Annotated in this window: 13 protein-coding genes; 11 read left to right on the top strand and 2 right to left on the bottom strand. The window is 41.9% G+C overall.

Annotation, left to right across the window (positions count from 1 at the left end):
• Positions 1-5 precede the first annotated feature (5 nt).
• The 6 genes from KJS58_RS08955 to KJS58_RS08980 are packed head-to-tail and all read left to right on the top strand — an operon-like array spanning position 6 to position 7296.
• Positions 6-869, top strand: coding sequence for a carbohydrate ABC transporter permease (locus tag KJS58_RS08955; protein ID WP_213532174.1), 864 nt, complete (start codon positions 6-8; stop codon positions 867-869).
• Positions 870-879: 10 nt separating this feature from the next.
• Positions 880-2379, top strand: coding sequence for a hypothetical protein (locus KJS58_RS08960; RefSeq protein ID WP_213532175.1), 1500 nt, complete (start codon positions 880-882; stop codon positions 2377-2379).
• A complete protein-coding gene (locus KJS58_RS08965) occupies positions 2376-2993 on the top strand; it encodes a Yip1 family protein (protein ID WP_213532176.1) in 618 nt (205 codons plus the stop codon). The genes KJS58_RS08960 and KJS58_RS08965 overlap by 4 nt, the downstream gene beginning before the upstream one ends.
• A gap of 15 nt (positions 2994-3008) precedes the next feature.
• The gene (locus KJS58_RS08970; protein WP_213532177.1) at positions 3009-5423 is read left to right on the top strand and encodes a DUF5696 domain-containing protein; all 2415 of its coding nucleotides are present in this window, start codon (positions 3009-3011) and stop codon (positions 5421-5423) included.
• Positions 5424-5426: 3 nt separating this feature from the next.
• Positions 5427-6302 carry a carbohydrate ABC transporter permease gene (locus tag KJS58_RS08975; protein WP_213532178.1) on the top strand — a complete coding sequence of 292 codons (876 nt, stop codon included), beginning with the start codon at positions 5427-5429 and terminating at the stop codon, positions 6300-6302.
• A gap of 1 nt (position 6303) precedes the next feature.
• Positions 6304-7296 (top strand): carbohydrate ABC transporter permease, encoded by a 993-nt coding sequence (locus KJS58_RS08980; protein ID WP_213532179.1) that lies wholly within the window; start codon positions 6304-6306, stop codon positions 7294-7296.
• Positions 7297-7393: 97 nt separating this feature from the next.
• Here the strand turns inward: KJS58_RS08980 and KJS58_RS08985 are convergent, their stop codons facing one another.
• Complete coding sequence (locus KJS58_RS08985; protein WP_213532180.1) at positions 7394-8308, bottom strand: ArsR/SmtB family transcription factor; 915 nt, start codon at positions 8306-8308, stop codon at positions 7394-7396.
• A 251-nt stretch (positions 8309-8559) separates the two neighbouring features.
• A complete protein-coding gene (locus tag KJS58_RS08990) occupies positions 8560-9768 on the bottom strand; it encodes an MFS transporter (RefSeq protein WP_213532181.1) in 1209 nt (402 codons plus the stop codon).
• A gap of 251 nt (positions 9769-10019) precedes the next feature.
• Here KJS58_RS08990 and hemE point away from each other — a divergent pair, with 251 nt between their 5' ends.
• The 5 genes from hemE (at position 10020) to KJS58_RS09015 (ending at position 15173) form a co-directional block, all read left to right on the top strand.
• Positions 10020-11081, top strand: coding sequence for a uroporphyrinogen decarboxylase (hemE, locus tag KJS58_RS08995; protein ID WP_213532182.1), 1062 nt, complete (start codon positions 10020-10022; stop codon positions 11079-11081).
• A gap of 27 nt (positions 11082-11108) precedes the next feature.
• Positions 11109-12056 carry a ferrochelatase gene (gene hemH / locus KJS58_RS09000; RefSeq protein WP_374705794.1) on the top strand — a complete coding sequence of 316 codons (948 nt, stop codon included), beginning with the start codon at positions 11109-11111 and terminating at the stop codon, positions 12054-12056.
• Between the two features lie 218 nt (positions 12057-12274).
• Positions 12275-13732: a CapA family protein gene (locus KJS58_RS09005; protein WP_213532183.1), complete on the top strand. Its 1458-nt coding sequence runs from the start codon at positions 12275-12277 to the stop codon at positions 13730-13732.
• Between the two features lie 28 nt (positions 13733-13760).
• Entirely contained in the window at positions 13761-14525 is a 765-nt protein-coding gene (locus KJS58_RS09010) for a glycerophosphodiester phosphodiesterase (protein WP_213532184.1), read from the top strand.
• A 24-nt stretch (positions 14526-14549) separates the two neighbouring features.
• Complete coding sequence (locus KJS58_RS09015; protein ID WP_213532185.1) at positions 14550-15173, top strand: fumarylacetoacetate hydrolase family protein; 624 nt, start codon at positions 14550-14552, stop codon at positions 15171-15173.
• The last annotated feature ends 136 nt before the right edge of the window (positions 15174-15309 follow it).

Here is a 15309-nt window from a genome sequence, read left to right on the forward strand (position 1 = left end):
TCGTAATGTTTGGCACATACCAAGGCAAGAAAAGGGATGTTGGAGGTATCGTCCTATATATCTTTCTGACGCTGCTCGGGTTGCTTATGCTGGCTCCTCTAGTTTATATGATCTCTACAGCGTTCAAACCAGTTAGTGAACTATTTTTATTTCCACCTCGTTTTTTTGTAAATAATCCAACCCTGCTGAATTTCAGGGATTTGCTCTTAGTTACAGGTACGACATCGGTTCCTTTTTCACGCTATATCTTCAACAGTTTATTTATCAGTATTTGTATTGTGTTTTTTGGAGTTATGATCTCCGCTATGGCTGCATATCCGCTTGCTAAGCACAATATGCCTTTCAGAGGGGCGATCTTTAATATGGTTGTGCTTGCCCTTATGTTTTCACCGCTTGTTGTGCAGATTCCGCAGTATTTGCTCGTAAGCAAGCTCGGGCTCATTAATACGTATTGGGCTTTAATTCTTCCTTATTTGGCAGCACCGATGGGAATGTTTCTTATGACACAGTTTCTTCGTCAACTGCCGGATGCTCTTCTTGAAGCAGCTCGTATGGACGGGGCATCGGAATGGAAAGTTTTTGTCAGTGTTGTTCTTCCCATGTTAAAACCGGCGATTTCTACGTTTGCCTTATTCAGTTTTATTTCCGCTTGGAATGATCCTTATCCAGCGATGGTCTATACAACGGAAGAAGATATGAAGTCGCTGCCCCTGGCAATTCAGACGATCGGCGGAGGGGCAGGCGTTGTAGCCAGGGTAGGTACGCTTGCAGCTGCATCTTTGCTTATGATTATTCCAACGATCCTCGTATTTATCATTACACAGCGAATGGTGCTGCAGACGATGGCCCATTCGGGGCTGAAGGAATAGGGAGGAGCATATGAAACGTTGGCTTCGATACGGATCGCTACTAATTGCTGTACTTTTTGCGAGTGTTACTGTTGAACCTGCTTTCTCTTATGCAGACGCACCTTATCACGGATATACCGAAAATACGCATGGAGATCGTGTTCACTCCATTAACGGGTATTTTTATGAACGTTCTATTGAAGGAGTGGAACTTGAATCTGGTCCACTGAATGCCCCCGAAGATATCTTTGTAGGTTCGGATGATTCCCTATACATTGTAGATACCGGTAACAGCCGAATTTTACATCTGACAGAAGACGGTAAGCTGATAAAAGTAATGGGTGCAGAAGAAGGAAAAGGAAAACTAAACGAACCGAAAGGGGTATTTGTAACCGGTGATGGCACCGTTTATGCAGCGGATACCAAAAATCAGCGGATTGTCATTTACAGTGCGGATGGTACGTATCAAAAAGAATTCGCAAAACCTGAAAGTCCATTGCTCGGTGCCAGTTTTTCCTACTCACCTTCGAAGCTGCTTGTTGATAAGCGGGGCTATATGTTTGTTGTAAGTGATGGGAATACACAGGGGCTGATTCAGATTGATCCGAATGGGCAGTTTAGAGGATTTTATGGAGCCAATCATATCGGATTTAGCTGGAGTCGATTGTTTGTAAGAATGCTTGCGACGGATGAACAAAAAGCAAAACTTGCGACAACAAAGCCGCTAGAGTTTTCAAATGCAGTTCAGGATAAGGAAGGATTTATCTATACAACGACCCTTGGTACGGAAACAAATCAGGTGAAACGATTGTCTCCTGTCGGGGTAGATACACTGAATCCCGGAGTAAAGGTATATGGAGATCAATCATTCGATTCTATCCCTGCTTTTATTGATATTACGGTAGATGAGAACGGGGTAATGACGGCGCTGGATTTAATGAATAGCAAGGTTTATCAGTATGACAAATTAGGCACTTTGCTTTTTGTTTTTGGAGGACTAGGAGAGCAGAACGGACTTTTTGTGACACCTTCGAGCATTGCTCAGTCTAGTAAAGGTACGATTTATGTCGTGGATAAAGGCCGAAATCGGGTCGATCTGTTCCGTACCACTCCTTTTGCGGATACGGTCCATGAAGCTTCTAAGTTGTACGTTGATGGAAGATATGAAGAGGCAGAAGGGCTGTGGCAGCAAGTGCTGCAGCAAAATGGAAACTTCGATTTAGCTTATTTTGCAATTGGCAAGTCTCTTTATAAAGCACAACGTTATCAAGAAGCGATGAGTTACTTTAAACTAGCAGGTGCTCGCGGTGAGTATTCTGATGCCTTTTACGAGTATCGAAAAGAATGGATAAGAGAGTACTTTGCCTGGATTAGCGGTGGGATCATTGTTCTATTTCTCTTCCTGCGATATCTGTTGCCTCGAATGATGAGAAAAATGCTGCGGGGCTTTCGAGCTTACAGTAAGAAAGAAAAGCATCCGCTGCCACAACCTCATAGCGATCGCACAATGAAAGGAGGCCAGGCTAAATGAGAACAACAGCACAAATGATGTTTGGTGTGTTAAGGCATCCTTTTGATTTTTATGAGGAGATTCAAAAAACAAATCGCATTCGATGGCGTGATGCTGTCATTGTTGTACTTTTGGCATATATAGCACGTATGTTGTCACTTGTACTAACTGGATACGCATTTGAAACAAGAGAGCCGTACGAAATATCATACCTTCATGAGTTTGTCTGGATTGTGGTTCCCTGGTTTACCTGGTGTGTATCGAACTGGGGAGTCAGCGCTATCCTTGATGGAGAGGGAAAATTTAAAGAAGTGGTTGTAGGCAGCGCTTTTGCACTGGTTCCCTATATCGTCTTCATCGTTCCTATAACACTGCTTACCTTTGTATTTTCTTTACAAGAATATTCTACGTATTCGGTCCTAGTCAAAGTCGTGTTCATATGGACTGCATGGCTCCTGCTTCTCAAAGTGAAAAAAATTCATGATTTTGAATTTGGAAAGTTAGTGTTTATTACACTGCTTAGTATGATTGGAATCGCAATTTTATGGTTTATCGGCATACTTATGTTTGGTCTGATCAATCAGCTTATTCAGTTCATTATTGAACTGTTTAGAGAAATGAACTTCCGAAAGTAGGTGTTAATCATGCGGATGAAAAGCAAATGGATATTTATTCTCGCTTTGGTGCTCGGATTCAGCTCTAATCCCTACTTCGGTTCAGCATCAGGCCAGTCTAATCGATCAAGTGCAGAGATGGGTAATTCCATTCAAATTGCCTTAGAAGAGACGGATCTGTCTTTGGAGGAGACTGGAAATGAACCTAGTGAGGATACTCAGGAGCAGGAAGCGGATCAAGCAGAGGAATCGGCTAAGAACGAGGAAGAACAGGAAGTAGCTGCTGAAGAAGAAGTTTCTGAGGGAACAGACACAGCAAACCCAATATTATCTCTCGGTCCTTATCCGATTACGGCCACAAAAAAAGTGACAGAGAATGATAAACTCGAGCTTTTTATCGATGAGAAGAACGGGAATATTAGGCTGGTCGATAAATTAACAAAAAAAGAATGGCTTGGCGCACCCCAAGTAGACCGGACTACGATGCCAAATAATAAAAAATATATGGATTCTCCACTTCATATTAAATACACCGAAGGGACGGATACAGTTCAGACGCACACTCTAAAAGAAAAAGAGAATGAACTGTCGATCGAGTATACCGAACTAGGGGCCAGGTTAAGCTTCCTGCTTCCTATAGAAAAGCTCGAAATTACTATGGAATATAAACTTCTTAGTAATGGTCTCGAAGTTCTTATACCTGAAGAATCTATTAAAGAAACGGGTACAGCTCGAATTGTAAGTTTAGAACCGTTGCCTTTTTTTAATGCAGCTGCGGGAGAAGAGAAAGGAGCTATCTTTATTCCTGACGGTTCTGGAGCGCTGATTCATTATAAAAAAGAACATCCGATGTTTTACTCAGGGTATTCAGAATATGTATATGGTGCAGACCCCATCTATGTAAGCGCGGAGCATACGAATATCGAGGCGAATTTCCGTAAAGCAAATCCACCCAAAGAAAAAATTGCAATGCCCGTATTTGGAAATTACCGCGGTGATGTTGGGTTTTTAGGAATCGTTACAGAAGGGGATTATGATGCCAAGATCAATGCCACCCCTTCCGGTATACGGAATATTCCGCTGTACCGCGTTTCTTCTGAATTTGTTTACCGCAAAAACGATGTAATTTTTATCGGGTCATCCGGTCAAATCCCTTTTTATCAAGGAGAACGGATTCCGGGAGAGAGACGGGCTCAGTTCATATTACTCCAAGGCGATGAAGCCGATTATGTAGGGATGGCAAAAGCCTATCGTGAGTATCTGACGACAAGTAAAGGAGTTACCCCAATTACGGAAAATGCTTCTTCCATGTCGATTCGTTTGGTCGGAGGAATCATGAGGGATGAGATCATAGGGAGTACATTTATTGAGATGACTACTTTCCGTGAAGCTCAGGAGATCATTGATCGTTTTGCTGAAGAAGGCATGACAAATATAAGGATTACACTGGAAGGGTATGGCAAGAACGGTTTATATGGAGATCAGCCTAAGCATTTCCCAATTTCCAAAAAGCTTGGAGGAGAAAAGGAATTACGAGAACTTGCTGCTTACGCAAAAGACCGCGGTATTAGTTTATATGTAGAAGCGAACTATGCTCGTGCTTATGAGGATAGCAGCGGAATACGGAAAAGTAGAGACGGCATTAGAGGAATGGATCGGGAACTTGCCGTAAGCTCGGAATACGAAGTCTCCAGTGGATGGAATGATGACAGTGAAGTATTTTACTGGCTCAAACCCGATCGAATCATTGAAAAATTCGTAAGCAAAGAACAAGAAAAATTCAAAAAAATAGGTGCTTCGGGTATTCAGTTTTCCTATTGGGGAGAGACACTCATGTCTGATCTGGATCCGAAAAGTATCTCTACAAGACAAAGCATTGCAGAGAAATGGATAAAAGCAATGGATACCGTGCGAAGCTCCGATTTAAAATCAGGAGTTAGTTACGGGAATGCGTATACTTACGGTCATATTGATACCATTGATAATGTACCGCTTGATTCCAGCCATTTTATTTATACAGATGAAACCGTTCCTTTCTACCAGATTGTACTCCGTGGCCTCATACCGTACAGCGCTAGTCCAACCAATCTGCGAGATGATGCGATTAATGAGAAACTTCGTATGATTGAATATGGTGCGCTGCCAAGTATGCGACTCACTTTTCAGCCAACGAACCTGTTGCAGCGAACAATGGAAGATGAACTGTGGAGCTCCGAATACACGTACTGGTCTTCCGTGGCTGCTGAAGAATTTGGTCAGTTACAGGAGTTATATAAGCAGCTTGAGGGAGCAGTCATTGAAGATCATAAGCAGATTGAAAGCGAGGTCTATGTTACTACCTACAGTAATGATATCTCTGTATATGTAAATTATCGTACAGAAGCAGCTGTGATAGAAGGATTGACTGTACCTGCGCTTGGATACATCGTGCAAGAAGGAGGGGGAGCATAAGAGATGAGAAAATCAAAGCTCTCCATGCGAGGCAGACACATTCTAGAGGGGTATGGGTTTATTTCGATATGGATCATAGGTTTCATGCTGTTTATGGCGTACCCCTTGGGTCAGTCCTTATATTATTCCCTAAATCATCTTACGGTCACTGAAAAGGGGCTCGTTGCAGAGTTTGCTGGACTTACAAATTACCGAGCTGCCTTTACGACAGATGTTGATTTTTTACCGTTACTCCAAAAAACAATGACCACCATGCTTACACAAGTACCACTTATTCTTATCTTTGCCATGTTTAGTGCACTACTGCTGAATCGGAATTTTAAAGGCAGAGTGATCTTTCGCGGAATCTTCTTTTTGCCCGTGATTATTGCTTCGGGTGCCATTTTAAGAGAACTACTCGAGCAAGGAGCGGCCCAGCTTCCTATTTTTTATCAATATGGACTCTTTGGGATGCTGAATGATTTTATTCCCGGTGCTGTTCTTGGTCCCTTATTAAAATATGCAGACTCTCTTACCCTGGTCATGTGGGATGCCGGTGTACAGATCCTCATCTTTATTGCTGGACTACAGACGATTTCTCCTTCTTTATACGAGGCAGCAAAGTGTGACGGAGCGACCAAATGGGAGGCTTTCTGGAAAATTACTTTTCCGATGATTATGCCGATGATCTTTGTAAATACACTCTACAGTGTAGTGAACTCGTTCACGAAAACGGATAACCATATCATGAACCACATTATGAATAATGTATTTAAAACAAATAATTATGCCTATGGTTCTGCAATGGGTTGGATTTACTTTATCGTGATTTCGATTGTACTGGCTGTAATCTTCTTCTTATTCAGAAAAAGCTTGCTGCAGACAGAGGGGAGGGCTTGATATGTTGAAATCCGTTATTAGAAGATGGACAATGCCTTCTACTGTTTTATCTGATAAGCAAGAGTTGGGTTGGCAAATTCGAGCTGTACGAAAATCGGGACAAACCATTAAAGGCATCCTTTTTTATCTCACCATTTTAAGCTTATCTTTTGTTTTCATGTACCCACTACTATACATGGTATCCAAATCACTAATGCGACCGCAAGATATTGCAGATGCAACCATACGATGGATCCCTAAAGAGTTCAGCTTAGTCAATTACAGTATTGCCATGAACGAGATTAATTTTTGGAGAGGACTTCTCAACAGCTCCATTATTTCGTTTGGCAGTGCTGTACTTCAAGTATTAAGTTGTTCATTAGTGGGTTATGGCTTTGCACGTTATCGGTTTCCAGGGCAAGCTCTATGGATGGCTCTTGTCGTATTTACGTTTTTGGTACCTCCGCAAACGATTGTAGTCCCATTGTTTACGTTTTTTCTTGATTTAGGATGGGTGAACACTCATCTACCCTTTATCGTACCTTCTGCACTTGGTCATGGACTGAAGGGAGCATTGTTTGTCTTAATCTTTGTTCAATTCTACCGCAGGCTTCCTACGGTATTTGAGGAGGCAGCACGTATTGACGGGGCAGGGGCGTTTCGAACTTACTGGACGATCATGTTTCCTTTAGCCAAACCTGCGATGCTTGTTGTATTTCTATTTTCAGTCGTATGGCATTGGAATGACTTATTTCAGCCGAATATGTATTTGTTGGTACCGGAATATTTTAACCTTGCTCAAAATATGGCTTTATTTAATGGAAACGCAAATCTTGAATTTCAACAGGCAACTCAAAGTATTTCTGCCAGCAGTGCAATTGGTCTAGCTCCGACACTCCAAAATCAAATTATGGCGGCAGCTGTACTTACACTACTTCCTGTTCTTATTCTTTATATGTTTACACAACGATATTTTGTAGAAAGTGTGGAACGAAGCGGTATCGCAGGGGAATAGGGCGACGGTTATACTATGCATTTCTTATATGGATTTATCATGTTAAATTTAAAACGGCAGCACTCCCGCTATTACATGAGCCCGGGGGTGCTGCTGTTTATACGTCTACTTTTTCATAGTATAGTTTGAATACCAAGTCCTGATTATAGTTGCCGAACCCTGTTCCAAATAAAGTAGCTCCTCCGATATGCTCGGCATCTTCTTCCACGGCAATTCGAAACGTCCACTGTTTTGAGCGAATATCCACATCCTCTAGTGTTATATCTGAGATTTTATGTCCATCGATAAAGGTGCCGTCTTTGTTTACACGTAGCACCTTATACAGTCCATATTGGTTAATCTCATCCCACCACCATTCGGGTGTGAATTTGCCGCGCGATCCACCAAAATCTCCAGGGCTCGTCCAAATACCAAGCCGTATCCCATTGAAGAAGAAAGAGATATCGGAAGGCCAATTATCATTAGCCGAAGGAGCTTCGGAAGAAATCTCAAAGGAAATCTCAAGTTCCGTAGGTTCTTCGCTTTTTAGAATAAAATTCGCAGTTCGATACTCTACATAACCTTTTGTAAACCATAAAATTTTTGCGTTTACTCTTTCTGCATCAAGAAAATATCTGGGTTCGTCAAACATACCGATTACTTTTGTGGTTGTTGCAAGGCCGCAGGTTGGCTCAACAACGAAATCACTATAATGACCTATGGATACGATGTATTCGTGGAACCTACGACGTGTTCTTTCTTTTTGAGGAAAGACAATTTCAATACCTTCCGTAGTCAGCTTACACATTTTCTTAGTCCCATTTTGACCCGAAACAAGACTGGATGTAATAATTCCTGCTTTCTCTAGTTTCTTAACATGCATCGTCATGATCGCACTGCTTAAGTTTAGAGCTTGTGCTAGTTCTTTTACGTTCATATCTTGATGTGACAGCAGCTCAATCATTCGCAGCCTGACATCACTTGCAAGTGCCTCATACACAGGCAGATATAATTCATTTGTACTAATGATCATGAGAGTGAAGTCTCCTTCGGTCAATTGGTTATTCCAGTATATATTTGGAATTGATGGATTAATTATATTATAAATAGTTCTAGGATACTATGCTAAGGTTTCTATAATATTTGATCATATTTATTCTTAATAGAATGAGCTAAGTATATTTACGAAAAAAGTAAAAAGGACTTTCTATCAAGCATCATAGAAGAGCTTGTAGAAAATCCTTTTTACAAACGAGGCAACGAGATCGATATAAATAAATATGGTTATCGTGATCTAATAGACTTTCGTGAATAGAGTTTTGTCCGTACCCAAACCACATTAATGAGAAGAAGCACACCTGAAATAATAAAGAGACCTTCAATCCCAATAAAACCGGATAAGAACCCTCCGACTACAGCGCCAATCATATTTCCTAAAGCCAGTGTACTGCTGTTAAATCCAAAGGCCCGGCTTTCCATTCCGTCGGGGGTATACTTGCGAATTAGAGAGTTGACGCTCGGAAGCAGTCCTCCCATAAATACGCCCATGAGAAACCGGATCACGACAAGCTGCCATACACTATGGACGAAAGCTTGAGGTATCAGGGTTAAGGCCGCTCCAATCAGTGCGAAAGTCAAGATTCGATGGGATCCAACCTTATCACTCAGTTTACCGAGTAGTGGAGAAGTAATCATATTTGAAATACCTGCTACTGCACTGACCACTCCTGCAAAGAAAGCAAGATTCTCTGCTGTACCATGGAGCTTATGTACATATAGCGGCAAGAGTGACATGGGGCTTACCATTGCAAACTGCAGAAGAAATGTAACTGCAAATAACGCAGGTAATTGAGGCGCTTTTGTCAGCTCACGTAAACCTTCCATAACGGACTGCTGGGGCAGATGTGAAGCTTCTTCCCGATCGAATTTTTCTCTAACCAAAAAGAGTGCCAGCATGGACGCAATAAATATAAGTGATCCCGTAATGTAAAAGATAGGTCTAAACCCTACCAGATCAGCTAGAATTCCGCCAATGAGGGGTCCAAGAATCGTACCTGCAACTTGTCCAGATTGAACCGTTCCCATTGCAAAACCCATTTGTTTTTTCGGTGTCGTTCCAGAAATAAGTGCTACAGCGGCGGGGTTAAAGCCAGATATTGTACCGTTTAATAAGCGAAGGAACAACAGATGCCAGGGGCTCGTAGCGAGTCCCATAAGGGCAATTACAATCGCCATCCCGAATCCGGAGCGAAGCAACATGATTTTTCTGCCATATTTATCTGCGAGTTTTCCCCATAGAGGTTGAAAGATAAAGGATGTCAGAAAGTTAGCAGCAAAAATAAAACCTGCCCATAGTCCGATTTCTCGTTCACCTGTTACACCAAGGTCTTGAGCGAGATAAAGGGACAGAAACGGAGTTACCATCGTCATGCCTGCGTTAACGAGAAACTGTCCGAACCAGAGCACAATGAGATTGACTTTCCATGATTTCAAGGCGCCAGTTCACTTCCTTTCTGCCGTTTCTTAAGTTGAGTGTTTCCATTACTTCAGTATAGCACACTGAATTTTTGTTATCGGTTAAGCAGTTTAATGACAGAAATTCTTTACAACTTCTTCAGATGTCTTTCATGTTAGGCAGAAAAGCTTCATCTAATTGTCAAGGGATGTTCGGTTTCCTATCCTTGTTACCTACTCATAAAAAGGGCATAATGAAGTAAAGACTTTACAATAGGGGAGGCCCCAAAATGGCATACAATAATACGTTTATAGAAGCCAGCTTCAAAAGACAAGTAGATCGGTTGCCTGTATGGTACATGAGACAAGCGGGGCGCTATGACCCTGAATATCGGAAGATAAAAGAAAAATACACACTTTTGGAGATTTGTAAACAGCCGGAACTTGCAGCTGAGGTGACGATGTTGCCCGTACGCAAGCTGGGTGTGGATGCAGCTATTCTTTATTCCGACATTATGAATCCGGTAGCTTCTCTTGGTATTGACTTTGATATCGTCAAAGATATTGGGCCTGTCATCGATAATCCAATTCGCTCAGCGGCTGATATTGATCGTCTTAAACCCATTGATGTCGATAAGGATCTATCCCACATCATGGAGACGATCCAAATATTAGATCATGAACTTCAGGTTCCGCTTATTACTTTTGCAGGGGCGCCTTTTACAATAGCAAGCTATTTAATCGAAGGCCGTCCGTCGAAAAGTTACATACGAACGAAAGAAATGATGTACAGCGAGCCCGCTCTTTGGTTTACATTAATGGACAAACTTGGAGATATGGTAATTACTTATGTTCGTCATCAAATTGAAAATGGAGGAAAAGCTTTTCAGGTGTTTGACAGCTGGGTAGGAGCTCTTGCCCCGCAAGACTTCAAATACTATGTACTGCCTACCATTACTCGTATCTTTGATGAGCTGTCGGATCTAAAAGTACCTAAAATTTACTTCCCAGGCGTGAGTTCAGGTGAACTGCTTCCTACACTGCATGAGGTCAAAGCAGATATTATTGGTCTTGACTGGAGAGTCTCTATTACCGAAGGTCGCTTGCGACTCGGTGAGAAGTTTGCCGTACAAGGGAATCTAGATCCTTATGTGCTGACTGCCCCAATGGACACGATTAAGAAATATGCCAAAGATATTATTGATCAAGGCATTCAGTCTCCTGGCTATATATTCAATCTGGGGCATGGTTTATTTCCAGAGGCTTCGATTGATAAATTGAAAGAACTTACAGATTATGTTCATGAATATTCAGAGCAAGCCATTCGTGCACAGAAGTCAACTGTATTTTAAATAAGACGAACAAGGATGGATGAGATAATGAATCAAATAGGTGTACTCGTCATGTCGTACGGCACTCCTCAAAGTATGGAGGATATTGAAGCATATTATACACATATTAGACGCGGGAATAAGCCAACGGAAGAGCAACTCGCTGAACTCACCGAACGATATGAAGCGATCGTTGGCGGAGTTTTTCCGCTTCGCGAGAATACAAACAAGCAAGTGGAATCATTAGAGCAAACTTTGAAACAGGATGCTAGAACCGCAGGTACTGAATATCGTTGTTATCAAGGTTTGAAGCATGCGAGCCCATTTATCGAAGATGGAGTAGATGCGATGGCGGCAGACGGTATTAAAAAAGCAATTGGAATCGTACTTGCTCCTCATTACTCTACAATGAGTGTTGGTTCATATATTAAGAGAGCACAGGCAAAGGCAGAGGAACATGGGATAGAGATGAGTTTTATTGAATCCTATCATTTACATCCGAAGCTCATAGAGGCACTTACCATGCGAGTGGTTGCTAAGCTGAATGATTTTGAAGAGGCGGGAGCGATCCGCAAAGATGTTCGGGTATTGTTTAGTGCTCATAGTCTGCCGGCAAAAATCGTAGAGATGGGTGACCCATATCCGGAGCAACTGCTTGAAACTTCCAAGGTTGTAGCAAAACAAGCTGGAGTAGAACGTTGGCAGTTCACTTGGCAAAGTGCAGGTCGTACAGCAACGCCTTGGCTTGGACCGGATATTCTTGATACACTGCAGGAACTTAGCAAAGAAGAGGTTGAGGATGTACTGGTAGCACCTATTGGTTTTGTATCCGATCATCTGGAAGTACTGTATGATCTGGATATTGAAGCAAAAGCGGTCGCTAAAGAACTGGATATGCGACTCATGCGCATCGATTCACTTAATAGTGACCCGCTTTATATGGAAGCACTGAGTGATGTTATTATTAGACGTGCTGATGAAAAGTGGAACGCTTAATTAGTAATCTTATATAACGTGTGATTTGTGTTACATTCCATTGAAATAACCGCAAGCAGCTCTTCATAGGAGCGCAGCTTCGCGGTTATTTTTGTTTACCTATAATTCTATTTGTCTCTATGAATTCACACCAAATATCCTTTAAATGGTATAATAGATTCGTTTCATAGACTCGTTAAGATTACTTTACTAGTCAATTATAGTAAGAAGGAGATTTTATGCTACCCTCAAGAACAGAAAGAAGTAAAGCAGCCAAAAAGAAAAAACAACGGAAGAGAACCCAGAAATGGATAACCATTAATATGGTGTTGGTTTTACTGGTTGCAGGTTTTATGATTGCGATTAGGACAGGAAACATGCCGTGGATCTTAAGCAATAACCAGGATCAAGCCGATATGGTGGATAATTCCGATGTATCAAATTCAGCTCCAGAGAGTAACGAGCAACTTACTGATGATACCGAGCAGGATATAGCTGATGATAAGGAACAAGAGGCAACTGATGATAAGGAACAAGATGTAGATGATAAACAGCAGCAGGGCAGTGAAGGACAAGGACAAGCTCTCGATCTGTCCCAAGGCGAGGAACGGAAGCAGGAATCGGTGTCTACATCACAAGAAGAGCAAGACTTGATAAACGAACCTGATCAGAAACTTGATGATGAGTCGAATAAATCAGATGAGGCCAAAGAATCAGCAAAGGAAGAAGAATTAATAAATACGGCTGCTAAAGAGTCAATTACTATGCACTTTGCAGGGGATGTTCAATTCTCAGGTAAAGTAGAGGATTTATTATTAAAAAAAGGGTTCGACTATCCGTATCAACACTTGGGCTCCTTATTTACAAATGACGATCTCACATTCATTAATTTGGAGACACCTGTCACTACAGGTGGAGTAGCAGCTCAAAATAAAAGCTTCGTATATAAATCATCCCCGAAAGCTCTCAAATCACTAGCTGCTGCGGGTGTGGATGTCGTAAACTTGGCCAACAATCATATATTGGACCAAGGAGTAAAAGGTCTTACAGATACACTTACGCATCTGAAAAACAATAAACTTAGCTATGTGGGTGCTGGCCTGAATCGAAAGGAAGCCTATAGCCCTGTTTATTACGAGAAAAATGGAATCAAAATTGCATTATTAGGTTTTACAAGAGTTATTCCTGAAGCGAGTTGGCGGGCAGAAGCAGGGAAACCTGGTGTGGCGGACGCATATAATAGCACGGAAGCGGTAAAAGCCATAAAGCAAGCTCATAAAAAGGCGGATCTCGTGATTGTGATGGCTCATTGGGGACAAGAGCGGCATACAACACCGGATGAGAATCAAAAAAAACTAGGTTATGAATTTATTGATGCAGGCGCAGATCTTGTGATTGGCGGTCATCCCCATGTACTTCAAGGATTAGAGTCCTATAAAGGGAAATGGATCGCTTATAGCACGGGTAATTTTATTTTTTCAAGATCAGCTACAGCGGAAACGTGGAAAACGGCTATCTTTGAGGCAACATGTCAAAAAGATGGGAAATGCGGTATCAAATTATTACCTTATCATGCGGAGCTTGCACAGCCCGTTCCGATGAACAAGAAAGAGGGAGCAGCACTGCTGCGTGAGATTCAGAATAGATCATTTGGAGCTAAAATAAGCGAAGACGGGACGGTCTCATCCATAAAATAAATCGTTCCTGCAAAGAGGGTGAAGTTAGATGGACAATCCATGCGTAGCACATCGCGGTTATTCTTCCCTTGCTCCCGAGAATACAATCGCTGCATTCAAACTGGCTATGGAGCAAGAGCAGGTTTCCTGGATAGAGCTTGATGTGCAGCTCTCTCGTGATGGAGTTCCTGTGATAATCCATGATTTTCGTCTGGAACGAACAACAAATGGCAGCGGCAATGTAAGAGATCATACCCTTGCTGAACTAAAGAAACTGGATGCTGGAAGCTGGAAATCGAAAAAGTATGCGGGGGAACGTATTCCTACACTGACTGAAGTGCTTGAACTTACCAAGGGGAAAGTAAAGCTTAATATTGAGCTGAAAACGGTCGGTAATATGTATCCTGATTTGGCAGCTTCTGTTATTGGAAAACTGTATGGCGTATGGAAACCTCGTGATTATGTTATTACCTCTTTTGAGAAGAAGGCATTACGGCAGGTAAAACAAATTCATCCCGATATTCCGACAGGGCTGATTATTAATGCATCTCCTGCAGACCTTGCAAGGCAACTAGAAGAACTAGGATGTCATTTTCTATCCATTGGATATCCTTATGTCACGAAGTCGCTTATAAAGGAGATGAATAGTAAAAATATTAGAGTCATGGCATGGACGATTGATTCATCGCGTATCATGCGTAATATTGCGGCGCTTGACCCAAGTATTATGCTGTGCACGAATCGGCCTGAATTGTGGAACAAAGCGAACTCCAGGAAGTTATCGAAATTATTCAAACCTAATTCATCCAAGTAGACATGACTAGAGGAGAGAAGAGATATGCAGAGAACAATTCGAAATGTATATTGTGTGGGGCGAAATTACCGACTTCATGCTGAAGAACTAGGGAATGCCGTTCCGGAAGAACCGATGATTTTTATGAAACCATCTCATGCACTTGTAATGATGAATGGACAGACTCTTGCACTACCCGAAGGACGCGGAGAAATCCATTATGAAGCAGAACTTGTCATCAAAATTGGAAAAGAGGTTTGTCCTGGAGAGGTTATAAATCAAGTAGTGGACTCCTACGCTTTCGGCATTGATTTTACCCTGCGTGATGTACAGTCTAAGCTAAAAAGCAAGGGACACCCTTGGACAGCAGCAAAAGGTTTCCTTGGTTCTGCTCCCATCAGTGAGTTTAAGCCTTTTGAAGGAATAGACGCTCTTATGGCATCCGATTTCACGCTGAATAAGAATGATGAGGAAGTGCAGCGGGGCAATATTCAGGACATGATCTTTAGTCTCCAGGACATTGTAGATTATGTAGCACTGCATTATGGACTTGGTGAGGGAGATATTATATTTACAGGAACGCCTGCAGGCGTTGGACCAGTCAAGTCTGGGGATATGCTAAAACTAAGCTTTGCCGGTGAAGATATAGGCAGTATTACGATCAAATAACCTGATGAAAGACAAAAGGAACTAAATAAGGACACGCTTTTGCGACTATCCTGAATCAGCTAGTTGCGATTGCGTGTTTTTTTATATTGTCTGATTCAATAGCTGGACTGACTCGGCATGGATCCGCGTGTTATAC

Source organism: Paenibacillus sp. J45TS6, assembly GCF_018403285.1.
In the GTDB taxonomy this organism is placed as follows: domain Bacteria; phylum Bacillota; class Bacilli; order Paenibacillales; family Paenibacillaceae; genus Paenibacillus.

Bases quoted from the DNA above. Each gene is read 5' to 3' on its own strand.
- KJS58_RS08955 (WP_213532174.1), top strand. From the start codon at position 6: ATGTTTGGCACATACCAAGGCAAGAAAAGGGATGTTGGAGGTATCGTC.
- KJS58_RS08960 (WP_213532175.1), top strand. From the start codon at position 880: ATGAAACGTTGGCTTCGATACGGATCGCTACTAATTGCTGTACTTTTT.
- KJS58_RS08965 (WP_213532176.1), top strand. From the start codon at position 2,376: ATGAGAACAACAGCACAAATGATGTTTGGTGTGTTAAGGCATCCTTTT.
- KJS58_RS08970 (WP_213532177.1), top strand. From the start codon at position 3,009: ATGAAAAGCAAATGGATATTTATTCTCGCTTTGGTGCTCGGATTCAGC.
- KJS58_RS08975 (WP_213532178.1), top strand. From the start codon at position 5,427: ATGAGAAAATCAAAGCTCTCCATGCGAGGCAGACACATTCTAGAGGGG.
- KJS58_RS08980 (WP_213532179.1), top strand. From the start codon at position 6,304: ATGTTGAAATCCGTTATTAGAAGATGGACAATGCCTTCTACTGTTTTA.
- KJS58_RS08985 (WP_213532180.1), bottom strand. From the start codon at position 8,308: ATGATCATTAGTACAAATGAATTATATCTGCCTGTGTATGAGGCACTT.
- hemE (WP_213532182.1), top strand. From the start codon at position 10,020: ATGGCATACAATAATACGTTTATAGAAGCCAGCTTCAAAAGACAAGTA.
- hemH (WP_374705794.1), top strand. From the start codon at position 11,109: ATGAATCAAATAGGTGTACTCGTCATGTCGTACGGCACTCCTCAAAGT.
- KJS58_RS09005 (WP_213532183.1), top strand. From the start codon at position 12,275: ATGCTACCCTCAAGAACAGAAAGAAGTAAAGCAGCCAAAAAGAAAAAA.
- KJS58_RS09010 (WP_213532184.1), top strand. From the start codon at position 13,761: ATGGACAATCCATGCGTAGCACATCGCGGTTATTCTTCCCTTGCTCCC.
- KJS58_RS09015 (WP_213532185.1), top strand. From the start codon at position 14,550: ATGCAGAGAACAATTCGAAATGTATATTGTGTGGGGCGAAATTACCGA.